This is a genomic window from Rothia terrae, assembly GCF_014705925.2.
Classification (GTDB): domain Bacteria; phylum Actinomycetota; class Actinomycetes; order Actinomycetales; family Micrococcaceae; genus Rothia; species Rothia terrae.
In genome coordinates this window covers 1,834,934-1,858,751 of record NZ_CP061539.1, presented here as the reverse complement: position 1 = coordinate 1,858,751, position 23,818 = coordinate 1,834,934, and the positions used below count along the sequence as shown (strand labels likewise).

Genomic DNA, 23,818 nt, shown 5'->3' with positions numbered 1-23,818 from the left:
CCAACTTGAATACGGTAAGAGTGATACAGCTAACTCTATTTCGATTTGCGAGGGCTCAAATACCTGTGTATAGTTATTATTCGTTGCAGCGATGAAAATCGTTCAGGAACATTCCCCCGTAGCTCAATTGGCAGAGCATTCGACTGTTAATCGAAGGGTTACTGGTTCGAGTCCAGTCGGGGGAGCGATTCAAAATCCCACTTGCGAAAGCGAGTGGGATTTTTTGTTTAACCTTGCGGACGCGGATGCGAGGTGGGGGTGTGTGGGGCACACTTTTTGTCCTATAATCCCGAGGTGGTCGCATGGTGGGCGAGGTGAAGTGAGGTCACACCATCCGCCCTCTAGGTCGCCGAGATCGATTAATCAGGATCTCGAAGTTTTGGGGAGGGTGAATGCTTGTTCGTGCGCAACGTGCCGTTGCCCTTTTGGACTGTGTAGACCTTCACCGGGAAGAAATTGGATTGGCCGTCTAAAACTGGCCGCTACACTCGCGTAAATTTCATTGAATCTGAAAGAATAAGAGGCATGAGTGATAACTATTCTTCAGACGACTATGAAGTGGTTGCGGACGCAAAGTTGCCGCAGGGTATGGTGAGTGTGCGCGCGACCGGTGACGGCGATTTTGGGACGCTGGTGCAGACTAAAACTCACGCATGGCTCATGGATGAGCCTGAAAGCGTTGAGGGTGGCCTCGGGAAAGGCCCCAACCCGTTAGAGCTGATGCAGGCGTCCTTAGCATCGTGCACTCTCATGACCATGGGGATGTATGCGCGTCGTAAAGGGGTTGAGCTGGGTGATACTCGTGCTTCGGTCACCTATAAAAAGCTTCCCGCGTTACCCCGAGAAGCCAAGAGCCACTTTACGGTAGTGCTTGAGTTTGATCCTCAGATTTCGCCGGAGTACCAGGTAAAGCTTTCTGAAATTGCGCGAAAGTGCCCGGTGCACAAACTTCTAACAGGCATGGTAGAAGTCGTCGTAGAAGAAGCATAATATTTTCACCGTAAAGTGATTTTTCACCCACAAAAGGCTGAAAAACCAGTCAATAAAAGCTAAAAATGTTACCTTAGTTAAAGGTATAATCAAAAGTACACTTACCGTAACTTGGAGAGGCGGACATGTCCACTCAGGAACACCTCGATGGTTCAGTGCGTGCAGATCACGTAACTGACTCCACTGCAGGTACCCACGACGTCTACGAGACTCGTACCCTTCGCGGTGCTGGTCAGCGTACTACCGGCGTCCGTGCAGGTATCAACAACATTAAAGCTGGTGTCACCGGCATGGCCGACGCGGGTAAGGTCATTACTCGTTTGGCACCCAAGCAGATTAAAGACGAAGTCCAGATCGCTAAGCACGAGATGAAGGACAAGGGCATTGCAGTAGGCAAGGGTGCAGCTGTTGCTGCCGGCGGTGCCGTATTTGCTCTGCTCATGTCAATTGCTTTGGTTATCTTGATCTTCGTTGGTCTAGCTAAGCTCATGCCTGCATGGTTGGCAGCGCTCGTTCTCGTTCTCGTCTTCTTGGTACTGGCTGCGATCCTCGGATTGGTTGGCTTCAAGATGATTAAGAAGCAGCTTCCCTTCAAGCCCGAATCAGCAATCTTCGGACTGCTGTACGACTTGGGCGTTCTGAAGGAAGGTTCAGCTATGGACTCACAGCGCGTTAAGCGTGAGATGCGCCAGAAGGAAGCTGAAAAGGACGCGAAGAAGAAGCAGAAGAAGCAGGCTGAAAAGAACCAGAACAACAACGATGGTTCATCAGAGGCTCCTGCAGCTAACGAGGCTCAGCTCAAGCAGCGCACCAAGCAGCGTCGTGAGCACCTCAAGGCTCTGCGCGATGATTTGAATGTTTACTCAAACAACATTCAGAACAATGCAACCACTGTTGTTCGCGATTCAAAGCACAACGTCGGTCGCGTACCTTCACGTATTGCTGGTGCTGGTTCACAGCTCGGTTCTAACGCTTCAACTAAGCAGAATCTGCAGGCTCGTTGGCAGCCTCTGGCAGCGCTTGCTGCATCAGTGACTGCATTCTTCGTTTTCCTCGGAAAGATTATCCGTAAGTAAACGAATCCGGTCTAACCTTTAAAATCGGTGTCGCACGGTTTCAGTGCGGCACCGATTTTTTGTATCGTCCTTGAGGACTAATCAGGCTGTGGTGAGCTTGCGCATGTGGTCTGAGAAATAAAACTCTAGTACCTTTGAAAGTGCACAACACCCGCGAGCAAAGGCAGTTGAATTTTCTATGGCACAAACGCCGCTGACCATCATGATCGGTGCCGATACCTATCCTCCTGACGTCAACGGCGCAGCACAGTTTGGTGTGCGCTTAGCAACTGCTATGCACGGACGCGGTCACAATGTGCATGTTGTGGTACCCAACGATGTTGCTGGAGAGTCTGAAACTCGCGACGTTAATGGAATCACCGAGCATCGCCTGCACTCTCATAAGGTCATTACTCACGAGTATTTGCGCCTGTGCGCGCCGTGGGAGATTTATCGCGAGATTGGCGATATTTTGGACGCTGTTCAGCCCGATGTGGTGCATATTCAGTGCCACTGGCTGATTGGACGCGTTTTGGCGCATCAAGCGTCGCGTCGCGGTATTCGTGTTATTGCGACCAACCACGTGATGCCTGAAAATATTGCTCCTTTCTTGCCACTACCACAGTTTTTGCAGGGGCCATTTGCCAAAATTTCGTGGTGGGATATGGCTGCTGTGCTCCGTCAAGCCCAGGTCGTTACCACCCCCACGCCTATCGCGGTGGAGGCAATGAGCGCATCAGGCGCGTTCAAGCGTCCGGCTCTGGCAGTTTCTAACGGCATTGAAATCGGGGATTACGAGCTCGCTCCGGGGGAGTCCCTCGAGAAAAATCCCGGCGAACTTCGCATCTTCTTTGCCGGACGCTTGGCGGTAGAAAAGCATATTGATGTGCTGATTCGTGCGCTTAGCCTGTTGCCGGATTCGCTATCTAACGTGGTCTTGGAAATAGCTGGCGACGGCGAACAACGAGAAAAGTTGCATAAGCTCGTTGCAGAGCTGGGCGTAGAAAATCGGGTGCGTTTTCTCGGTTATGTATCCGATGAAGAATTGCGCGCTGGCTACCTTCGCGCCGATGTCTTCTGCCAACCGGGAACCGCAGAGTTGCAGTCTTTGGTGACGCTAGAAGCTATGAGTGCTTCTTTGCCCGTGGTTCTGGCGGATGCCCTTGCTCTTCCGCATCTCGCCGATGAAGGCGTCAACGGTTATCTTTTTGCCCCCGGCAATGCGCAGGACCTAGCAGAGAAACTCGAGCTGGTTCTCTCGCTACCCGAAAAAGAGCGTCAAGCGATGGGTAAAGCGAGCAAGGTAATGGTAGATATGCACCGTGCAGAGACCACCTGGGAAATCTTCGAATCCCTCTACACCTCAAATCTCTACTACAACCAGCGCAGACGTGAACTAGCGTCATCAAGCGCCTCATACACCCAAAAATTTTAGAGAAAACACAATTTCAGGTACTCTTATGTGAGTGGCGTAAAAGCATCGCTTAAACGCTCAAAGCAGGGGGCCTTAGCTCAGCTGGTTAGAGCAGGGGACTCATAATCCCTTGGTCGCGGGTTCAAGTCCCGCAGGCCCTACAGAAATAAATACAGCGAAGAAATCGCTCCGGTCGCAATAGCCAGACCGGAGCGATTTCTTTTACACCAAAGTTTATACACGCATCGCCCGGCTGAGATTGTCAACCGGGCGATGCTTTTTAGGAGAGCACCTGATTAGTCAGGAACAACGGTGGTGCCAGCTTTACCTAGCACTAGATCCTCAATGTCTGCAAGAGCACCGATGACTGCTCGCTTGCCGGTGTGCTGGGCGAAGTTGCGAGCTGCCTCTACCTTCGGACCCATCGAACCTGCAGCGAGGTTGAGTCCGTCAATCTCAGATACCTTGAGGGTTGAGAGCAACTCCTGATCCGGAGTGCCCCAGCCCTTGTACACGCCTTCAACGTCGGTTGCGATAACCAGTAGATTAGCGTCCAAGTTCTCAGCCAAGAGCGCAGAGCAGAGATCCTTATCGATGACAGCTTCTACACCGTGCAACTTTTGGTTTTCATCGAGGTAGGTGGGGATGCCGCCACCGCCGGCGCAAATCACCATGGTGTTCTTATCGACGAGGTGGTTGATAGCCTCTTGCTCAATGATGCGTTTAGGCAGGGGAGAAGCTACCACACGTCGGTAGTAGGGGCCGTCAGGCTTGACAACCCAGCCCTTCTGTTCAGCGAGCTGCTCAGCCATCTCTTGGCCGTAGACCGGACCAATGAACTTGGTCGGATTATCGAACGCGGGATCTTTCGGGTCAACCTCGGTCATCGTCAAGATGGTAACAATGCGCTGTTCAGGCGGCAGAACATTGCCGAGCTCCTGTTCCAGCATGTAACCGATCATCGCTTCTGACTCTGCGCCTAGAACGTCCAACGGGTAAGCTTCAACCTCGGTGTAGGCAGCTGACTGAAGCGCCAATAAACCTACCTGCGGGCCGTTGCCGTGTGCAACAACTACCTGATTGTTCTCGGTGATGCGTGAAATACGCTCCGCCGCGATGTTGATGTTAGCTCGCTGGTTAGTCGCTGTGAGCGGCTCACTTCTCTTGAGAAGAGCGTTGCCGCCGAGAGCTACGAGAATCTTCATGGTGTGCTCCTTTGCACTCAAAACGAAGAATAAATGAAAGAAAGATTAGCCGAGCGATGCGACCATGACAGCCTTGATGGTGTGCATACGGTTCTCAGCCTGATCAAAGGCGATGTTGTAGGCAGACTCAAAGACGTCCTCGGTGACCTCGATGCCGTTAGCGAACTCGGGGTACTGCTCAGCGATCTGCTTGCCAACCTTAGTTTCTGAGTTGTGGAAAGCAGGCAGGCAGTGCATGAACTTTACGCGCGGGTTGTTGGCAGCCTTGATGAGACCCTGATTGACCTGGAAAGGCTTGAGCAAATCAATGCGGTCGCCCCAGCTTTCAATAGGCTCACCCATTGATACCCAAACGTCGGTGTGAATGAAGTCAACGCCGTCTACAGCCTTCTTGGCATCGTCAGTAACAGTGATGCGTGCGCCGCTTTCCTTCGCGTAACCTTCACACTGCTTGACGAAGTCTTCCTCTGGCTGCAGACCCTTGGGTGCACCAATACGAACGTCCATGCCCAGCTTTGCCCCGATAAGAAGCAATGAGCGTCCCATGTTGTTACGAGCATCGCCCACGTACGCGAAGCTAATCTCGTGCAGATCCTTGCCACCGGCGTGCTCCACCATAGTCAGAGTATCTGCCAGCATCTGAGTGGGATGGAACTCATCGGTGAGGCCGTTGAAGACCGGTACGCCGGCGTATTCAGCGAGCTCATTTACAACAGTCTGCTTGAAACCACGGTACTCAATCGCATCGTACATACGGCCGAGCACACGAGCGGTATCCTTCATCGACTCCTTATGACCAATCTGCGATGAAGTGGGATCAATGTACGTGACGTTTGCGCCCTGATCGTACGCTGCGACCTCAAATGCACAACGGGTACGAGTTGAGGTCTTCTCAAAAATCAGCGCAATGTTCTTGCCCTTGAGGTTCTGCTGCTCGGTACCTGCGTACTTAGCGCGCTTCAAATCGCGTGACAGGTCAATGAGGTAACGAAGCTCCTTCTCAGTGTGATTGGTCAGGCTGAGCAGGTGACGGTTGTGCAGGTTGAATGACATGAGAATAATTTCCTTTGCTATTGCGTTAGACGAAAAAGGGTTTAGTAATCGATAGCGTCGCGGGTAATGGGGCAGGTCATGCAGTGCCCACCGCCGCGTCCTCGACCGAGTTCACCGGAGTTAATTTCAATAACCTCAATGCCTGCTTTACGCAGTAGTGCATTGGTGTGAATGTTGCGGTCATAACCCACAACCACACCCGGCTCAAGAGCAACAACGTTGTTGCCGTCGTCCCACTGCTCACGTTCAGCATCGAACGCGGTGCCACCGGTGGGAATAACGTGTAGTTTCGGCAAGCCCAAAGACTTTGCCACAACATCGATAAAGGGTTCCTTCTCGACGTGAACTGAGAACTTGCGCTCGCGGTCTGCAGGACGCAAAGAGATGGTTTGAATGGTCTTCACGACCTCATCGAAAGCGGTCACTACATCGCGGTCACAGAAGGTAAAGACGGTATCCAAATGCATGGATGCGCGGTCCGGAGCCATCGCAGCCACAATAATGTGGTTAGCTGCTTCTGCAGCAAAAAGGTTCTTTGCCAGCTGCGAAATAGCCTGCCACGAAGTGCGCTCACCCATACCGATGAGCACAACGCCGTTACCGATAGGCATGATGTCGCCGCCTTCGAGAGTGGCTAGACCGTTATCGCCGTCGGTTGCGTCGTACCAAATCTTGAAGTCGCGGTTGGTGAACTTCGGGTGGAAGGTATAAATCGCGGTCGTCAGCAGGGTTTCCTGACGGCGTACAGGCCAGTGCATGGGGTTCAATGCTACACCGCCGTAGATCCAGGCGGTGGAGTCGCGCGTGAACTGGGTGTTAGGCAAAGGCGGAAGCAAGAAGCTCATGGCGTTGTTTACTTCAGCCAGTGCGCGGGTTGCGGTGCGCTGGAAGTCATCGGGAAGATCCGTGTAGACGAGACCACCGATGAGGTAGTCAGCTAGCTCTGCTGAAGGAATTTCAGAGAACCATGATTCGAGTTCTTCAGAGATGCCCAAACCGACATAGTTAGCTGAGAGCTTGCGCTTGAGAACCCATTCGCGTGCTTCTGGAATGTCCAGAGTCTCGCGTAGTAACTGGTGCATCTCAAGGGTCTCAACCCCGCGGGACTGCATTTTTGCAACGAAGTCGTCGTGGTCGCTTTTAGCACGATCTACCCAGAGCACATCGTCGAACAAGAGTTCCTTGCAGTTGCTAGGGGTCAGACGCTGGTGAGCGAGTCCGGGGGAGCACACCATTACTTCGCGTAGCTTGCCAACTTCAGACCAAGCACCAATGGGAGTTGTAGTAGTCATGGGACTCATTCTCCTTTCAAGAGAATCAAGGGAAGAATTCACAGACATCGGGAATTCGTAGGGATAAGTTTTATTTAGAAGAGGCTCATTGAGCCGTTAGCAAAGAGCACAATGGCGTAGATTGCTGCTAAGGCGAGTACTGCAACGATAATCCACTCAAATGGTTTGAAGTATCGGCGTTCGCCCTTTTCTCGTTTAGCCCAAATATAAACCAGAGCACCGGGTAAGTAGAGCAATGCTGTGAGTAGCAGATTCTCCATGCCTGCAGCTATCAGAAGCCAGATACCGTAAATGGTGGCAACTACCGAGATCGCGATATCGCGGTTTCGTTGCTTTGGCTCGTTGTTGTAGCCCTCGCCTCGTACAGTAATCATCAAGGCATAGACCGCAGAGAGCAGGTAGGGAACCAGGATCAGGGCGGCAGCCAAGGTCGCCATTGCCAGATAAACGTTCTCCGAGAAGTAGGATGCAATCAGAATAATCTGGGTGAGGATGTTGGTAACCCACAGAGCATTTGCGGGAGCATCATGCTTGTTGAGCTTGCCGAAGAAAGAGGGCATCGTACCGTCTGAACCGGGAACCTGCATGGTCTCGCCACAGAGCAAAATCCAAGAGAGCAAAGCACCGAGGAGTGAGAGAATAACGCCGATGCTGATGAACCAGGCGCCCCACGGGCCCACCGCGTGTGCCAGGACGTCTGCGGTTGAAACATCGGGTAGGTTAGCAACATCGGAGCGTTGCATGATACCGAGCGACAGCAGGTTAACAGCAATCAGAATCGCGAGAACAAAGACAAAACCGATGATGGTTGCCTTACCGACGTCTGAGCGCTTGTTAGCTCGCTTGGAATAAACGGATGCGCCTTCAATGCCGATGAAGACCCACACCGTCACCATCATCATGTTTTTTGTCTGGGTGAGCACATCGCCTAAGCCGGCGTCCGCGCCCCAAAAGTCAATGGCAAAAAGGTCGTATTTGAAGCCGATTGCACAGATGACGATGAAAACGAGAAGCGGAACGATTTTTGCAACGGTGGTAATTGTGTTGATCATTGCCGCGGTTTGAATTCCGCGAATGATGAGAAAGTGGATAGCCCAGAGCAAGATTGATGCACAAATAATTGCCGGGATAGTGTTGCCACCTTCAAAGATTGGGAAGAACTTACCAATCGTTGAGAAGAGAAGGATCAGGTAGCCGACATCACCGATCAGCGCGGAGAGCCAGTATCCCCATGCTGAATTGAAGCCGATGTAATCGCCAAATCCCGCGCGAGCATATGCGTAAATGCCGTTATCGAGCTGAGGCTTACGAGCGGAGAGGAACTGATAAACCAGGGCCAGGCAGACCATACCGATGCCGGTGATAATCCAACCAATGATGGTCGGGCCAGCGCTGGCGGCTGCGGCGATGTTCTGGGGGAGTGAGAAGATTCCTCCGCCGATCATCGATCCGATGACAAGTGCTAGAAGGGCGAAGAAGGATAGACCGCCCGGGGCGGCAGAGCCCGTTGAGAGTTCGGAGTCAGTACTCCTGTCCGGTGTTGAACTCATGACAATCCTTAGTAACGAAAGAACGTTGTGTAGAAAGATCGTCCTTGCCAGTTAGGTAAGGGAAATACATCGTCGTCGATGTGATTTCACTGTAAAAGCTACAGATTCAAAGCTCTGCATACTTTCGATTCTTCGGTTGTTGATAAAAATGAACGATCTTTTCTAGTTAAAGTCACTTCGTTTCTAAGCTCTATAACACTGTGTGATGTAGCTTAATAGTTTCAATGTAAACCATTTCAATTAATGAGAAAAATTAATAATTATCAGCGTGTCCCCCTTTAAATTGAATTTAAATACAAATTTATGAAGATTTTTACTCAATTTTTGTGGACTGGAATGGTGGCGAAAATATTTTTAAACCGTGAGCGGTTGCTGTTTAGGCTGAAAAGTCATCGTCAATGGGTAGCAAGATGCTCGGTGCCTGGGTCTCAATAAGAAGCCACGGATTAATGTACTCATCGCCTTTGCGAACTCCCCAGTGGATGCAGAGGGTCAGGCTCGAGCAGTGGTGTTGTGAGGCGTCTATTGCTGCGATGGGTTGACCTTTGGTGACCTTGGTGCCGATGGGGAGCGGGTTTGTTACCGGTTCAAAGCTGGACTTCTTGCCGTCGGGGTGCGTGATCGTAATGACAGTACGGTCAACAACTTTGCCAGAGAATGAAATCGTTCCTGCTTCGGGCGCAACAACCTTGGTGGATGCGGTTGCTGAAAAGTCGACGCCGCGATGCCCCGCATTCCATTTTTTGGGTGGCTTTTTGAAGTGCCGTTCCACGCTGTAGGGGTCGCCTACGGGGGATTGCCAGTGTGGTGAGGTGCCTGCTGATGCCGACGGGTTGGGTAGGAAAGTTGCAAGAAGCAGTATCGCTACCTGTATGGCGGTGGCGGTGCGCTTGGAGCTGGACGCTGGGGCTTGCTGAAAAATGTGGTTCATAAGAAAACCTCACCACGGGTTTCCCGTTGAATCTATAGAAAAGTCTAAAAATGTGGATAACTCCGCCAAAAAAAGAGTTATCCACAGGTTTGATGTGTGTAGCTGCTCACTTAAACCTGTGTTGGCTCTGGAAACCGCAGAATCCTGCTGTGAAACCGGTGCTTCTGCGGTATAGTTGACGATTGCAGTTTGCCTAAGCGCGCGTCCTTCTGCTGAGGGATGCAACTCGCGAGGGGAAAGAACGTCATTTACACGTCGTTCACCGTGCCTTAGCGTGCGGTCTGACAACGCGTAATCTCAGGGAGCTAGCTTATTCACAGCAGCTCATAAGAGACTTTCGGTCTGCTTAAAACTAAGCAGTGAAGGCTTGAAGATGAGTCCCATGAAAATTTTCAGGGGCCGTATCTGCGAGATTGCCAGGGGAACGAATAAGTTCCATGTAACCGATAACTACTATGCGCGCGGCAGATCTAGCCTGGAATCAGGGGACTGCCCGGCACCATCTCAAAAGGAGACGACATGCCCGTCGTAACTATGCGCCAGCTTCTGGACTCAGGCGTTCACTTTGGTCACCAGACCCGTCGCTGGAACCCCAAGATGAAGCGTTACATCTTCACCGAGCGTAACGGCATCTACATCATCGACCTGCAGCAGTCACTCGAATTCATCGACAAGGCTTACGAAGCAGTAAAGACCACCGTTGCACACGGCGGCACCGTACTGTTCGTTGGTACCAAGAAGCAGGCTCAGGAAGCAATTGCTGAGCAGGCAACCCGCGTTAATATGCCTTACGTTAACCACCGCTGGCTCGGTGGTATGCTCACCAACTTCGCAACCGTTTCAAAGCGTATCGACCGCATGAAGGAACTTGAGCAGCTGGACTTCGACGACGTAGCAGGCTCACAGTACACCAAGAAGGAACTCCTGCTTCTGCGTCGCGAGCACGAAAAGCTGGAGAAGACCCTCGGTGGTATCCGCAACCTCACCAAGGCCCCTTCACTCGTATGGATCGTTGACACCAAGAAGGAGCACCTCGCAGTAGACGAGGCTCAGAAGCTCAACATCCCCGTTGTTGCAATCCTCGACACCAACGCAGACCCGGACGAAGTTGCGTTCCCGATCCCCGGTAACGACGACTCAATCCGCTCCGTTAACCTGCTGACCCGCGTTATCGCAGACGCAGTTGCAGAAGGCCTGCTCGAGCGTAACAACAAGAAGGCTGGCAAGGCAGACTCAACCGAAGAGCCCATGGCTGAATGGGAAAAGGAACTGCTTGAGCAGCACGAAGCTGCAAAGTCAGAAGAGTCAGCTAAGTAATTTTGCTGAAAATAAGACGGTGCCCAACCTCGCAAGGATGGGCGCCGTCTTATACTCGCAGTGGACGCTTACAGGCGTCCGCCCCACCAACCTTTGAACTAAAACAATCAAGGAGTTCACAATGGCGAACTACACCGCAGCAGACATCAAGGCACTGCGCGAAAAGACTGGCGCTGGCATGCTCGACGTCAAGAAGGCTCTTGACGAGGCTAACGGCGACCAGCAGAAGGCAATGGACATCATCCGCGTTAAGGGTCTCAAGGGCGTTACCAAGCGCGAAGGCCGTGCAACCGCAGAAGGCATCGTTGCAGCACGCGTTGAAAACGGCGTTGGCTACATGGTTGAAGTTAACTCAGAGACCGACTTCGTTGCTAAGTCAGAGCCCTTCATCGCTTTCGCTAACAACGTTCTTGAAGCAGCTATCTCAGCTAACGCTTCAACCCTTGAAGAACTCAAGGCAGCTACCGCAGACGGCAAGACCGTTGAAGAACTGACCACCGAAGCTGGCGCACTGCTGGGCGAGAAGGTTGTAGTTCGTCGCGTAGCACGCGTTGAGGGCGAAAACGTTGCAGTTTACCTGCACAAGACCTCAAAGGACCTGCCCGCACAGGTTGGCGTTCTGCTGGCTGTTACCGGTGAGAACACCGACGAAGTTGCTCACGACGTTGCAGTTCACATTGCTGCTATGTCACCGAAGTACCTCAACTCAGACGCTATTGCAGCTGAGGACATCGAGGCAGAAAAGCGCGTTGCTGAAGAAACCGCACGCGGCGAGGGCAAGCCTGAGCAGATCATCCCGAAGATCGTTGAAGGCAAGCTCAAGGCTTTCTACAAGGAAAACACCCTGCTCGATCAGGACTTCGCAAAGGACTCATCAAAGTCAGTTGAGAAGGTTCTATCAGAAAACGGTGCAACCGCAACCGCTTTCGAGCGTTTCCGCGTAGGCGCATAAGTTTAGACAAACTTGTTACCTCAAATTTGTGGATGATTAACATGTGATTGTGCACAGATTTAGGGAAGACAAAGGGGAGTACCGCTTAAGGTGCTCCCCTTTGCCGTATGCTGTTCTAGAGCATGACTGTGCATTTTGCCCGGTTGATGCAAAAAATTTTTATCTACCGTTACACCACATGGAGGATTCGTGGCTGAAAACGCTTCAAACATCCACAAGGACGACACCGGTCGTCGTCGCGTTCTGCTGAAGCTCTCAGGCGAGGTTTTTGGCGGCGGCAAGGTTGGTATTGATACTGACGTTATCCGCGGTATCGCTGATCAGATTGCGGCTACCGTTGGTCAGGTTGAGACCTCTATCGTGATTGGTGGCGGTAACTTCTTCCGCGGTGCAGAACTGTCAACTGCGGGTATGGACCGTTCACGTGCTGACTACATGGGTATGCTAGGCACCGTGATGAACTCTTTGGCGTTGCAGGACTTCTTGGAGCAGGCTGGTATCGATACTCGCGTACAGTCAGCCATCACCATGCCGCAGGTCGCAGAGACTTACATCCCGCGTCGTGCAATCCGCCATATGCAAAAAGACCGCGTTGTGATCTTTGGTGCTGGTGCCGGTCTGCCTTATTTCTCGACCGATACCGTTGCGGCGCAGCGCGCACTGGAAATTCATGCGGATGAGGTTCTGGTTGCTAAGAACGGCGTGGACGGTATCTACACCGCTGACCCGAATAAGGATCCCAACGCTGAGCGCCTGTACAACCTCACCTACGATGACGCGCTGAAGCGCAACATCCGTGTGATGGATCAGACCGCGTTCTCGCTGTGCAAGGACAACAACGTAGCGATGCGTGTGTTTGGTATGCAGGGCGAAGGTAACGTAACTCGTGCAATTCTTGGTGAAGAAATGGGAACCCTGGTTACCAAGTAATAGCTACCGGTGAGGTGGCTACCCGTCCTTGTAGAACGTTGTTACCTTGAAAAACCTAGCTAATCAGCGACTTGATTGTCTAAAAGTAGCCCGGCCAGCGGTCGGGCTACTAGACTATTGAAAAGACTCTATGGTGAGTAGTAGATACTCGCCTCAACCTGTGGCTTTTCGCCACCGCACTATTGAAGGAGATCCCCGTGATCGAAGAAACCCTGGCTGATGCAGGCGAACGCATGGACAAGGCTGTAGAAGCCGCAAAGCACGAGTTTTCAAACGTTCGTACCGGACGTGCGAACCCTTCACTGTTTTCATCATTGACCGTCGATTACTACGGTGCACCTACTCCCTTGCAGCAGCTGGCGTCCTTCCAGACTCCTGAGGCACGCACTATCTTGATTACTCCTTACGATAAGAGTGCAATGAGTGCAATCGAGAAGGCTCTGCGCGACTCTGATCTCGGTGCAAACCCCTCAAATGACGGTAACGTGATTCGCATTGTGATGCCCGAGATGACCGAAGAGCGTCGCAAGGAATACATCAAGCTTGTCAGCCACAAGGCTGAGGATGCCCGTGTGGCAGTTCGTAACGCTCGCCGTAGTGCTAAGTCTGCTATCGACAAGTTCGTGAAGGACGGCGAGATCGGTGAGGACGAGGGTACTCGCGCAGAGAAGGAACTCGACACTTTGACCAAGAAGCACGTTGAGACTGTGGATTCTCTGCTCAAGCACAAGGAAGCTGAGCTTCTCGAAGTTTAATCGAGGTCTTTGACTATGAGCAATATGCTCTCAACCGACACGGCTAAGGAACCTAAACCTTCCAAAGCCGGTCGAAACTTGCCTGCCGCTATTTCCGTCGGCGTTGTTCTCGGCGCCGGCCTAGCGGTGGGTTTGTTTTATGTTCCGGTTATTTTGGTAGTTCTCGCCGCCGCTGCGACTGCTGTAGGAGCGTGGGAAGTGACCCACGGTCTGAATCAAAAACGGGGAATGGGTATTCCTGTAATTCCGGCGGTGGTCGCGGCTGCGATTGTTCCTTTTTTTGCTTACTACGGTGGCGGACAGTGGCTTATTTTTGCTGTCGTAGCCTTTAGCTTGGTACTGATTGGCTGGCGAGCGTGCGGCCCGAAAAACGGCATGATTATGTCGATGATGGGTTCGATGTTTGTCATGAGCTGGGTGCCGCTGCTTATTTCGCTTGCGTTGTTGCTCTTTAGACAGGACGCAGGCGCTGGCAAGGTTTTCACCATTTTGATTATGGCTATTGGTAACGATACCTGGGGCTATATCGCGGGCGTGCTGTGGGGCAAGCATCCGATGGCTCCCAAGATTTCTCCGAAGAAAACCTGGGAGGGTTTTGCCGGCTCTATGGTGGGTTCCATCGTCGTTGGCGTTATCTGCATGTTTTTCTTGGGCGAGCCTTTGTGGTTCGGCTTTATCATCGCCTTCTTCTTGGTCATTGCCTCAACGGTAGGTGACCTTTCTGAGTCTATGGTGAAGCGAGAAATCGGCATCAAGGACATGAGTAATATCTTGCCCGGTCACGGAGGCGTGATGGACCGCTTGGATTCCATTGTGTTTGCGATTGCTGCAGGGTACGTGATTTTTGAACTGCTTGCGCCTTTCTCTACAAATCTCTAATAGTGAGGACTTCATTAGGTATGCCTGAAACCTCTCAGCGTATTAGCGAGTTTCGCGTGGTTGATGAGCGTGAGACTGGTTACAACATCGAAGCTGTTGATCAGTTCTTCACTGATTTAGCTAACGACTATGAACGCTTGCGTTCCGATGGTTCTCATGCAGGAATCACGACGGCACGTGCGATTCGCCAAAGCACCTTTCAACCGCAGAAAGGTGGCTATGCTGTAGCTGACGTGGATGCTGCTTTATCGCGTGTGGAGGATCGTTTTGCTGCCATTGAACGACGTTCTTTCATTGCGGAGCACGGGCGTGAGGCGTGGAGCGAGCACGTGGAGCAGATCGCTGAACTGCTGATGGGACGCTTGCGGCGAGAGGACGGGGAGCGCTTTAGGCGTCCTGCGCATCGTCTGACAAAGGGTTATCTCACTGAAGATGTTGATGCTTTGTGCAATCGTCTGATGCGTGAGTTTAAGACTTCGGATAACCTGAGCGCTGATGTGGTCAGAGGAGCTGTGTTTCGAAGTGCTACAGGTTCGCGTTGTTATGAGGAAACTCAGGTGGATGCCTTCTTGGATAAGTGCATTGAGTTGATTCACGACCTGAAGTAGTCTCTGTGCCGCTCTTGTCTGAATAAAACCTTGTTCGCAGGTATTACGAACTCGAAAAATTTACCTGTAAACCTTTTTGTTCTAGTGTGACGGAACAAAAACCCCCGATGCCACTGTGATGTATATAAATAAACATGCTGATGAATTTGTTCTAAAACAGCTTTGAAATCGGCGTCAAGGACAGTAAGCTTGTTTCTGTTATCAAGTATTTGTCGCCCAAATGGGTTACAAACTTTTACTTCATAGAAAGAAGATAAATCATGGGTGTTATTCTCGGTTGGATTATTCTCGGCCTCATTGCTGGTGCGCTTGCAAAGCTCATCATGCCCGGTAAGCAGGGTGGTGGCATCATCGTTACCATGATTCTCGGTATCGTAGGCGCACTGCTCGGTGGTTGGTTGGGTAGTTTCCTGCCCTTCTTGTCATCAAACACTGGCGGTCTTGGTCTTGGCTCAATCATCACCTCAGTAATTGGTGCTTTGATTGTTCTGTGGATCTACGGCCTGGTTACCAAGCGCCGCTAAATCCTAGCTTTTTCAAAAGCCCCCGTTCTCGTTTGAGGACGGGGGCTTTTGCTATGTCCTCTATGGTCAAGCTAACCCGTTGCACGCTGGCAATAGCTAACCTTGCGGTGGCAGAGTTTAATGTACACACAGCTAATGTCTTGAAAGAAGAATCGTGAAGAGTATTTTCCGCATCATGAGGGCAACCCATACTCTGTGGCCCTATTACACCGGTATTATAGTCTGCTCAATTTTGATGTCGGTGACTTCACTGGCTAGCCCCTTCATTATTAAGGGTGCTACTGATGCTGTTGTAAATTCAGTCAATGGAACCGAGCAGACGCCGATGAGCGTCATTGTCTGGTTTGCGGTGGCGTATTTTGCCGCTCAGCTGTTCAACACGGTAATCACCAATGTGGGTGGTTTTCTCGGAGACGTGATGAGCCAGAAAATGCGCACCATCCTCTCCACTCGCTATTTTGAAAAGCTGCTGGTGTTACCGCAAAGCTACTTTGACTCAGAGCTAACCGGTACTATCATTTCGCGCCTTAATCGTTCGATCACCGAGGTGACGAACTTCGTGAAGATGTTCTCTAATACCTTCTTCACGATGATTATTACTACTATCGCGGTGATTGGTATTAGCGGTTGGTACTACTGGCCACTGGCGCTTTTGCTGGTCATTATTTTTCCCACCTACTTATGGTTGACCTCAAAAACCAGCGAAAAATGGCAGGTATGGGAGGCTGAGAAGAACAAGAATATCGACATCGCATCCGGCCGCTTCAACGAGGTAATCGGCCAGGTTCGAGTGGTGAAATCATTTGGACAGGAACGACGCGAGTTGGGTTTGTTCAAAAAGCATTTCAACAAGACTATTGGTCTCACACAGGCGCAGTCATCGTTCTGGCACCGCATGGACGTTGCTCGCCGCGGTTTCTTAGATCTCGTCTTCTTTGGTCTCTATCTCATGATTTTTCTGCGCACCCTGGCCGGTGATTTCACCATCGGTGACATGGTGCTGTTGATTCAGCTCATGGGCATGGCAGTCCAGCCGATCTCTTCATTGAGCTGGGTAGTGGATACCGCTCAGCGCGCCATCGCAGGTTCCAAAGACTACTTTGAGGTCATGGAGCTTGCCCCTGATCAGCGTGCACTAGCCCTGGTTGCAAGTACTTCTGGCTCGCAAAAATCGCAGCCCCTCAAAACATTAGCTGGAGACGACCTCATCCGATTTGAGAACGTAGCCTTTGGGTATGAAGGCGAAGCGAACGTCCTCAACGACATCAACCTGTCGGTCAAGCGTGGCGAAAAAATTGCTTTTGTGGGTGAATCCGGTGGCGGTAAATCAACGCTCATGGCTTTGCTTGAAGGTCTTTATGATCCTCGCGACGGCAAAGTGGTTGTAGATGGTGATGTCATTGAGAGCGCTGACCTTGAAAAATTGCGTTCGCGCATCGGCATGGTGTTCCAGGACGCATCACTATTCTCCGGTACTATCGCCGAAAATATTGCCTACTCGCGTCCTGAAGCAACCCGCGAAGAAATTATCCGTGCCGCAGAAAAGGCGAACGCGCATGCCTTTATTGAAAAATTTGCGGACGGTTACGACTCGCTGATCGGTGAGCGAGGCCTTAAGCTGTCGGGTGGTCAGAAGCAGCGCATTGCGGTTGCGCGTGCGATTCTCAAAGACGCTCCTATTCTGATCTTGGATGAGGCAACATCTGCGCTTGATACCAAGGCTGAACGCGCGGTTCAGGCCGGATTGGATAAGTTGATGGTGGGGCGTACCTCTCTGATTATTGCGCACCGTCTCTCAACTATTTCTGCAGTCGATCGAATCGTCACGCTCAAAGACGGCAATATCGATGAGGTCGGCACTCCTGATGAGCTGGCGCGTTCGGGCGGTATTTACGCTGAGCTGCTGAGCCTGCAGGATTCAGGGAAGAAGGCTGATAAGAAGCGCCTGAAAAATTATGACATTGTGAGCTAGTTGAAATTGCCCCGTTGCGAAAGTAGCGGGGCATTTTTGATAAGGACTCTGTGTTTTCAGGTGGTTCTCAGCTTGTTCTTTTACGCTAGTAATTGCAGTTACTGTAGATACTTCATGGAAGGGGATACATGAAAACTAAAATTCTAGCTACAGCTTTAGTCGCTGCAGGCGCTGGATTTGCTCGCAAGCGTCATTTTGAAAAAGTGGATGCAGTAGCACCCTCATTACGCCACCCTCTGCTCTATATGCCTGTCAGCGGCCTCACGAAAATATCGTCCTTGCTTCCTGCCCCGCAACGCAACTGGATGCCCGTTGCACCAGCTGCAGCAGGCGTCCGAGTGCAGGAGGTAACACCCGACTATCTGGGACACACTGCGCCCACCGGCTTCCTCAATATTCCCGAACACATTACCGGTGACGGCGCAGTGTTGTGGATTCACGGTGGCGGACATGTGATTGCTACGGCTGGCGCTAATCAGGCCTACCCCTCAAAGCTCGCACAAGAACTAGGTGTTCCCGTCTTCAGCCCCGAGTATCGCAATGCCGGTGAAGCCCCGTTTCCCGCTGACCTAGAGGATGTTTATACTGCTCTGCACTGGTTTCAGGAAAATGCTGAACATTACGGCATTAATCCCGCCAAAATTGCAGTCTCTGGTTCAAGTGCCGGTGGCGGGTTAGCCGCTGCAGTCGTCAACAAAGCATTTGACGAAGGCCATCCGGTGAACTTCCAAGCACTGATTTACCCCATGCTCGATGACCGCGCTGTGCTTCGTAAAGACGATGAAGGACGCGGCAACTTTGTATGGACGCGCACCGACAACGAGTACGCATGGCGAACCTACCTCAACCGCGAGCCCGGTGGCCCCGGAATTCACGAATATGCGGCACCGGCACGACGTGAGAATCTAGCCGGACTGCCTGCAACATGGATTGGGGTAGGGGAATTAGACCTGTTCTATGAAGAGGATCTTGCCTACGCTCAGCGACTGAAAGAAGCTGGCGTAAACGTTCAAACCCACGTTGAACCGGGCATGTACCACGGGGCCGATGTTCTTGTGCCGCGCGCTACTAGCACTCAAAGCTTCAACGCAAGTCTGCTCAAAGCACTCCGTGATTTTTTCGTGGAGTCATCTGAATAAAAACCGTTGAGCGCGTCGCGTGAGATACTAGAGTCATGAAATTTGGCGCAACAACACCTGACTTTGGCTCACGCGATGCCCTTACCCCGGAACTCAGTAAATTCATGGGAGAAGGGCGCACCGTTACGATTCTTGGTTCAACCGGTTCTATTGGCACCCAAGCAATGGATGTCATTCGACACGTCGCTCATCTTTCCGGTGCCACCGTTGATAGCGCGGATGCGCCTTTGAAAGTTGTGGCGCTTGCCGCTGGCACATCGTCGCTACAGCTACTAGCTGAGCAGGCAGTTGAAACCCGTGTGAAGCTGGTCGCTACCTCAGGCGACGCTGAAGCGGCCCGCACACTCAGCGAACTCATCGCAGGGCTAGCAAGCGCAGCCAATATCGCCTATCAGCCGCACATCGTTCACGGTCAGGACGCGGCAACTGAAGCCGCGAGATTCGGCGCCGACGTGGTACTCAACGGAATTACCGGTTCAATCGGTCTCGCGCCCACCCTGGCTGCTCTAGAGTCTGGTCAGCAGGTTGCCCTGGCTAACAAAGAGTCCCTCATCGCCGGTGGACGCTTGGTGAGAGCAGCCGTTGACTCGTCGCCGCTAGAGCAAGCGCTCATTCCCGTGGATTCTGAGCACTCCGCGCTTGCACAGTCACTGGCATCCGGTACTGACCGTGAGGTTGATCGTCTGATTCTTACGGCCTCGGGTGGCCCTTTCCGCGGCATGAGTTACGAGCAACTACGCGATGTAACACCGAAGCAAGCGCTAGCCCACCCCACGTGGGATATGGGATTGGTGGTTACGACTAACTCGGCGTCCATGGTGAATAAGGCTCTTGAAGTTCTTGAAGCCCACCACCTGTTTGGCGTTGATCTTGCCCGCATCGACGTGACGGTGCACCGTCAATCCATTGTCCATTCCATGGTGCAGTTTGTGGATGGCTCAACCATCGCTCAAGCATCACCGCCCACCATGCTTCTACCCATCGCCCTAGGACTGACTTGGCCGCACCGCGTCCCCGGTGTAGCTTCATCCTGCGATTGGTCAACTGCATCTGAGTGGACCTTTGAACCGCTTGATAACAAAGCTTTCCCCGCAGTAGGCATGATTAAGGACGCTGGTAAACGTGCCGGTACCTTCCCCGCCGTTTTCAACGCTGCCAACGAAGAAGCCGTGGCGGCTTTCCACGCTGGCACCATCCGCTTTACCGACATCATCGACACCGTAGGCAAAGTGCTTGACGAACACGAAAACTCAGACGCTAAAACTGAGGACGCAGACCTCACATTGGATGCGGTGTTGCATGCTGAACAGTGGGCACGAGCTCGCGCCAATGAAATGCTGGGACTCTCTTAGACATTCGCCTAGGAAATTTTAGAGCTTTTGCAATCACATAGGATGCGGGATGCCAGCAGTCCCTCTCGCGGATTCGCGTTGGGCGCTCTCCGCGATTCACATTAGCCGCGAGCCAGCTGGCATCCCCGCATACCATGTGAACTGGCCGTCAGCTGAATGAGTAATGCCCCGGCTACTTTTCTCACGTAGCCGGGGCATAATTTTTTACAGAGAGACGCTTTAGTAAACCTCTAGACCGCGTGCGCGGAACTGGTCGCGGATGCGTTCAGTTTCTTCTTTCGAGGGCGGCTGGACGTCCTTGAGCTCGTAGTTGATGCCCAGGGACTCCCATTTATCGGTGCCCATTTGGTGAAAAGGAAGAACCTCAACGCGCTTGACCGCATTGGGCCAGCGGTACACAATATCGGCTACTTTCTCAACATTCTCATAAGAATCCGTGTAGCCGGGCACAGCTACAAAACGAATCCACACGTCCTTACCCAACGCATTGAGACGGTCACCAAAGTCGATGGTGGGCTGTAACTCGCGTCCTGTGACCTTCTTATAGGTGTCCTCATCGCCGGACTTCACATCGAGAAGCACCAGATCAACGTAGTCCAAGAACTCGTCGGTGACGGTGCGTCCAAGATACCCCGAAGTATCGATGCAAGTGTGAATGCCCAACGATTTTGCACTAATCAGAAGGTTCTCAGCGAAGGCACGCTGCATAAGAACTTCGCCGCCAGAGATAGTGATTCCGCCGCCGGTTGATTTGAAGACCTTACGATAACGCTTGACCTTTTTGAGCAGCTCATCGATCATAATCGGTTTGCCGTCTCGCATCTGAAAAGTATCGGGGTTATGGCAGTAGACGCAACGCAACGGGCATCCGTTCATGAACACTGTCATGCGGGTGCCCGGCCCGTCCACAGCGGTTACAAGCTCCCAAGAATGGATGGAGCCGAGCTTACCTTCGCGCATCAACTGTAGCTGTGATGAGCGCTCAAGGTCGGTCATCTCACCCAAACCCCAGGTGCCAGCCCCGGATTGGCGAGACTCCGGGGGAGCAAAATCTTGTTCCCCCGGAGCCTGAACATCAATAGACATAGATGAAATTAAGCGCCCTGGTGGAAGGTGCGTGAGAGAACGTCCATCTGCTGCTCGCGGGTAAGGCGAACAAAGTTGACGGCGTAACCTGAAACGCGAACGGTGAGGTTCGGGTAGTTCTCAGGGTTCTCCATAGCGTCAAGCAAGGTGTCCTTGTTCAACACGTTGATGTTTGCGTGGTACAGGCCCTTGCTGTCTGCGGGCTTTGCCTCGCGGTTTGCCTTCATTGATGCAAGGCGCTCTTCGTAAGTCTTTACTGCCATGATATGACCTTCTTTCTAAATGAATATTTTGTGTAAGAACTACTAGAAACTAGTCTTCTTCCGGAACGAATCCGGCGTCCAAGATGCCAACGAGGTTCTTGACCTGTTCGTCCTTGGTGCGGCCCAACGCGGTCGGGGTGATCGTGTTGGTCAGCGAGATACCGTCGAGAGCGTCGTCGTAGTCGAGCTTGCCAACGGAGAGCATTGACGCCACCATGCCGTGGGTGTCTTTGCCGTTCTCGGGGTTTGCACCGGGGGAGAACGGGGTGCCTGCGCGGTGACCTGATGGGAAGTTACCGGTTGCCTTACCGTAGACAACGTTTGAGGTAATGGTCAGAACCGACTGGGTGGGGATTGCGTCGCGGTAGAGCGGGATTGCCTTGATCTTGCTCATGACGGTGTGGACGATGGTTGCAGCGATATCGTCTGCGCGGTCGTCGTCGTTGCCGTAGGCGGGGAAGTCGCCTTCGGTCTTGTAGTCAACAATCAGACCGGTCTCGTCGCGAATGGGGGTTACCTTCGCGTACTTGATAGCTGATAGTGAGTCAGCGACGATTGACAGACCAGCGATGCCACAACCCATTGCACGGATGATGTCTGAGTCGTGCAGAGCCATCTCGATGGATTCGTAGGCATACTTGTCGTGGCTGTAGTGAATGATATTCAAAGCCTCAACGTAGGTGCCGATAACCCAGTCAAGCATGTGCTCATACTTGTTCCAGACTTCATCGAAGTCAAGGGGACCGTCGCCCGTGATGGGCTCGTAACCCTCAACAACCTGCTTGCCGCTCATCTCATCGCGTCCACCGTTCATGGCGTACAGCAAAGCCTTAGCAGCGTTGACGCGAGCGCCGAAGAACTGCATCTGCTTGCCGACCTTCATGGGCGATACGCAGCAGGCGATTGCGGCGTCGTCGCCCCAGTGTTGGCGAATCTGCGGGTCTGACTCGTACTGAATCGACGAGGTTTCGATAGAAATTGCCGAGCAGAATTCCTTGTAGCCATCGGGCAGGTTCTCGTCCCAGAAGATGGTGATGTTGGGCTCAGGCGCGGGGCCGAGGTTGCGAAGAGTCTGCAGTAGACGGAATGAAGTCTTGGTGACTAGGGTGCGACCGTCGTCTGAGAAGCCACCGTCTGACCAGGTTGCCCAGTAGGGGTCACCTGAGAAGATTTGATCGTAATCGATGGTGCGCAGGAAGCGGGTGATACGCAACTTGATGACGAGTGCGTCGATCATTTCCTGTGCGTCGGACTCGGTGATGGTGCCTTCTGCAAGGTCACGCTCAAAGTAGGCATCCAAGAAACCTGAGAGGCGACCAATGGACATTGCAGCGCCGTCCTGAGACTTAACTGATGCCAGGTAACCGAAGTAGGTCCACTGAACAGCTTCTTGTGCATTCTTAGCGGGGCCTGAGATATCAAAGCCGTACTTTGATGCCATGTTCTTCAGGCGCTTGAGGGCCTTGATTTGCTCTGAGTGTTCTTCGCGGTAGCGTGCCCAGTGTTCTGAGAAGCCCTTGTCGGCCACTGAATCCTTAGCGCGTTCCTTGTCGGCGATGAGGGCATCTACACCGTAGAGAGCTACACGACGGTAGTCACCGATGATGCGACCGCGACCGTAAGCATCGGGCAGACCGGTGATGATGTGTGAAGAACGTGCCGCGCGGATGCGGGGAGTGTAGATATCGAAGACTGCCTCGTTGTGAGTCTTGCGGTACTCGGTGAAGATTTTCTTAACGTCTTCGTTAGGTTCTTTGCCGGCCTCGCGGATTGCGGTTTCGACCATGCGCCAGCCACCGTAGGGCATCATAGCGCGCTTGAGGGGAACATCGGTCTGCAGACCAACGATAACGTCGTCGTCCTCTGAAATGTAGCCAGCACCGAAAGCATCAATCTCTGCGGGGGTTTCGGTATCTACATCGTAAACACGCTGCTTGCGTTCTACGGAGAGGAACTTCTTCTCGAGAGTGTCCCACACACGCAGGGTCTTTTCGGTAGGACCTGCGAGGAAGGAAGCGTCGCCTTCGAAGGGGGTGTAGTTCTTGAGAATGAAGTCGCGTACCTCAACGCCGCGCTTCCATTCGCCGTCTGCGAAGTTACGCCACGCGTCAGCAAACTCGGGACGAATCAACAGGTCTTCGTCGATGTGAGCTTGTGCAGTCATTGTGCTGATTGCTCCTTTTTCTTCTGTCCGTTGTGCGGGCATGTATAGAGGAATATCTTGCTTAAAACACTAGGAGTTCTGAAGGTAAAAATAAAGGCGGAAAGAAATCTTGACAGCCTGTTGTTTTGTTGCTTGATTTTTAAAAATATGGCTCTGACTAGTTGTTTTGTAATTTTTTGAGAAAGGTTGCGGTGGAACGTTGAGGGTGCGTACGGAAAAAATATCAAATATGAAGTAAAGGTTATTTCTACACAAAAAATTGGGTGAAACTGACCTAAACTTTGAGGTGAACATGACCTAAAGTACCTGTGGAATATAGGTCACAGCAGTCTGTAACCCGGCTCATAACATTCGCGTATATCAAGCTTTCGCCCCGATGCTATAAAG

Annotated in this window: 21 protein-coding genes and 2 tRNA genes; 15 read left to right on the top strand and 8 right to left on the bottom strand. The window is 52.2% G+C overall.

All coding sequences use genetic code 11. The annotated features are described in order from the left end of the window. Positions 1 to 112: 112 nt before the first annotated feature. The 5 genes from IDM49_RS08520 to IDM49_RS08500 all read left to right on the top strand — a co-directional run bounded on the left by IDM49_RS08520 (position 113) and on the right by IDM49_RS08500 (position 3,620). Positions 113 to 185: transfer RNA gene (locus tag IDM49_RS08520), tRNA-Asn, on the top strand. Between the two features lie 340 nt (positions 186 to 525). Beyond that, positions 526 to 990: an OsmC family protein gene (locus IDM49_RS08515; protein ID WP_190724192.1), complete on the top strand. Its 465-nt coding sequence runs from the start codon at positions 526 to 528 to the stop codon at positions 988 to 990. 125 nt (positions 991 to 1,115) lie between these two features. Beyond that, entirely contained in the window at positions 1,116 to 2,066 is a 951-nt protein-coding gene (locus IDM49_RS08510; protein ID WP_168614288.1) for a phage holin family protein, read from the top strand. 178 nt (positions 2,067 to 2,244) lie between these two features. Then, on the top strand, positions 2,245 to 3,480 hold the full coding sequence (locus tag IDM49_RS08505; RefSeq protein WP_190724191.1) for a glycosyltransferase: 1,236 nt from the start codon (positions 2,245 to 2,247) through the stop codon (positions 3,478 to 3,480). Between the two features lie 66 nt (positions 3,481 to 3,546). Continuing rightward, positions 3,547 to 3,620 (top strand) — tRNA-Ile (locus IDM49_RS08500). Between the two features lie 135 nt (positions 3,621 to 3,755). Here the strand turns inward: IDM49_RS08500 and arcC are convergent. The 5 genes from arcC to IDM49_RS08475 all read right to left on the bottom strand — a co-directional run bounded on the left by arcC (position 3,756) and on the right by IDM49_RS08475 (position 9,490). Next, a complete protein-coding gene (arcC, locus tag IDM49_RS08495) occupies positions 3,756 to 4,664 on the bottom strand; it encodes a carbamate kinase (RefSeq protein WP_190724190.1) in 909 nt (302 codons plus the stop codon). Between the two features lie 45 nt (positions 4,665 to 4,709). Beyond that, on the bottom strand, positions 4,710 to 5,717 hold the full coding sequence (locus tag IDM49_RS08490) for an ornithine carbamoyltransferase (protein ID WP_190724189.1): 1,008 nt from the start codon (positions 5,715 to 5,717) through the stop codon (positions 4,710 to 4,712). 41 nt (positions 5,718 to 5,758) lie between these two features. Further along, complete coding sequence (arcA, locus tag IDM49_RS08485; protein ID WP_190724188.1) at positions 5,759 to 7,009, bottom strand: arginine deiminase; 1,251 nt, start codon at positions 7,007 to 7,009, stop codon at positions 5,759 to 5,761. 74 nt (positions 7,010 to 7,083) lie between these two features. Further along, complete coding sequence (gene arcD, locus IDM49_RS08480; RefSeq protein ID WP_190724187.1) at positions 7,084 to 8,559, bottom strand: arginine-ornithine antiporter; 1,476 nt, start codon at positions 8,557 to 8,559, stop codon at positions 7,084 to 7,086. Positions 8,560 to 8,935: 376 nt separating this feature from the next. Then, positions 8,936 to 9,490 carry a M23 family metallopeptidase gene (locus IDM49_RS08475; protein ID WP_190724186.1) on the bottom strand — a complete coding sequence of 185 codons (555 nt, stop codon included), beginning with the start codon at positions 9,488 to 9,490 and terminating at the stop codon, positions 8,936 to 8,938. A 519-nt stretch (positions 9,491 to 10,009) separates the two neighbouring features. Here IDM49_RS08475 and rpsB point away from each other — a divergent pair. The 10 genes from rpsB to dxr all read left to right on the top strand — a co-directional run bounded on the left by rpsB (position 10,010) and on the right by dxr (position 19,918). Next, positions 10,010 to 10,807, top strand: coding sequence for a 30S ribosomal protein S2 (gene rpsB / locus IDM49_RS08470; protein ID WP_168614294.1), 798 nt, complete (start codon positions 10,010 to 10,012; stop codon positions 10,805 to 10,807). Positions 10,808 to 10,928: 121 nt separating this feature from the next. Next, the gene (gene tsf / locus IDM49_RS08465; RefSeq protein ID WP_168614295.1) at positions 10,929 to 11,759 is read left to right on the top strand and encodes a translation elongation factor Ts; all 831 of its coding nucleotides are present in this window, start codon (positions 10,929 to 10,931) and stop codon (positions 11,757 to 11,759) included. Between the two features lie 210 nt (positions 11,760 to 11,969). Continuing rightward, positions 11,970 to 12,689, top strand: coding sequence for a UMP kinase (gene pyrH, locus IDM49_RS08460; protein WP_190725461.1), 720 nt, complete (start codon positions 11,970 to 11,972; stop codon positions 12,687 to 12,689). A 197-nt stretch (positions 12,690 to 12,886) separates the two neighbouring features. After that, positions 12,887 to 13,444, top strand: a complete 558-nt coding sequence (frr, locus tag IDM49_RS08455; RefSeq protein ID WP_190724185.1) for a ribosome recycling factor — start codon at positions 12,887 to 12,889, stop codon at positions 13,442 to 13,444. 15 nt (positions 13,445 to 13,459) lie between these two features. Further along, positions 13,460 to 14,323 (top strand): phosphatidate cytidylyltransferase, encoded by an 864-nt coding sequence (locus IDM49_RS08450; protein ID WP_228008055.1) that lies wholly within the window; start codon positions 13,460 to 13,462, stop codon positions 14,321 to 14,323. Positions 14,324 to 14,343: 20 nt separating this feature from the next. Beyond that, positions 14,344 to 14,931, top strand: a complete 588-nt coding sequence (locus IDM49_RS08445) for a DivIVA domain-containing protein (protein ID WP_168614298.1) — start codon at positions 14,344 to 14,346, stop codon at positions 14,929 to 14,931. 260 nt (positions 14,932 to 15,191) lie between these two features. Continuing rightward, entirely contained in the window at positions 15,192 to 15,455 is a 264-nt protein-coding gene (locus tag IDM49_RS08440; RefSeq protein ID WP_168614299.1) for a GlsB/YeaQ/YmgE family stress response membrane protein, read from the top strand. A gap of 154 nt (positions 15,456 to 15,609) precedes the next feature. Then, the gene (locus IDM49_RS08435) at positions 15,610 to 17,427 is read left to right on the top strand and encodes an ABC transporter ATP-binding protein (RefSeq protein WP_190724184.1); all 1,818 of its coding nucleotides are present in this window, start codon (positions 15,610 to 15,612) and stop codon (positions 17,425 to 17,427) included. 128 nt (positions 17,428 to 17,555) lie between these two features. Next, positions 17,556 to 18,566, top strand: a complete 1,011-nt coding sequence (locus IDM49_RS08430; protein WP_190724183.1) for an alpha/beta hydrolase — start codon at positions 17,556 to 17,558, stop codon at positions 18,564 to 18,566. Positions 18,567 to 18,670: 104 nt separating this feature from the next. Further along, positions 18,671 to 19,918: a 1-deoxy-D-xylulose-5-phosphate reductoisomerase gene (gene dxr / locus IDM49_RS08425; RefSeq protein WP_228008247.1), complete on the top strand. Its 1,248-nt coding sequence runs from the start codon at positions 18,671 to 18,673 to the stop codon at positions 19,916 to 19,918. A gap of 219 nt (positions 19,919 to 20,137) precedes the next feature. Here dxr and pflA read toward each other — a convergent pair whose 3' ends face one another. From pflA to pflB, 3 genes are read right to left on the bottom strand one after another with little or no spacing between them, the layout of a single operon-like run. After that, complete coding sequence (pflA, locus tag IDM49_RS08420) at positions 20,138 to 21,004, bottom strand: pyruvate formate-lyase-activating protein (protein ID WP_190724181.1); 867 nt, start codon at positions 21,002 to 21,004, stop codon at positions 20,138 to 20,140. Positions 21,005 to 21,012: 8 nt separating this feature from the next. After that, a complete protein-coding gene (grcA2, locus tag IDM49_RS12420; protein ID WP_168614304.1) occupies positions 21,013 to 21,267 on the bottom strand; it encodes an autonomous glycyl radical cofactor GrcA2 in 255 nt (84 codons plus the stop codon). A 49-nt stretch (positions 21,268 to 21,316) separates the two neighbouring features. Beyond that, the gene (gene pflB, locus IDM49_RS08410; protein ID WP_190724180.1) at positions 21,317 to 23,431 is read right to left on the bottom strand and encodes a formate C-acetyltransferase; all 2,115 of its coding nucleotides are present in this window, start codon (positions 23,429 to 23,431) and stop codon (positions 21,317 to 21,319) included. Positions 23,432 to 23,818 lie beyond the last annotated feature (387 nt).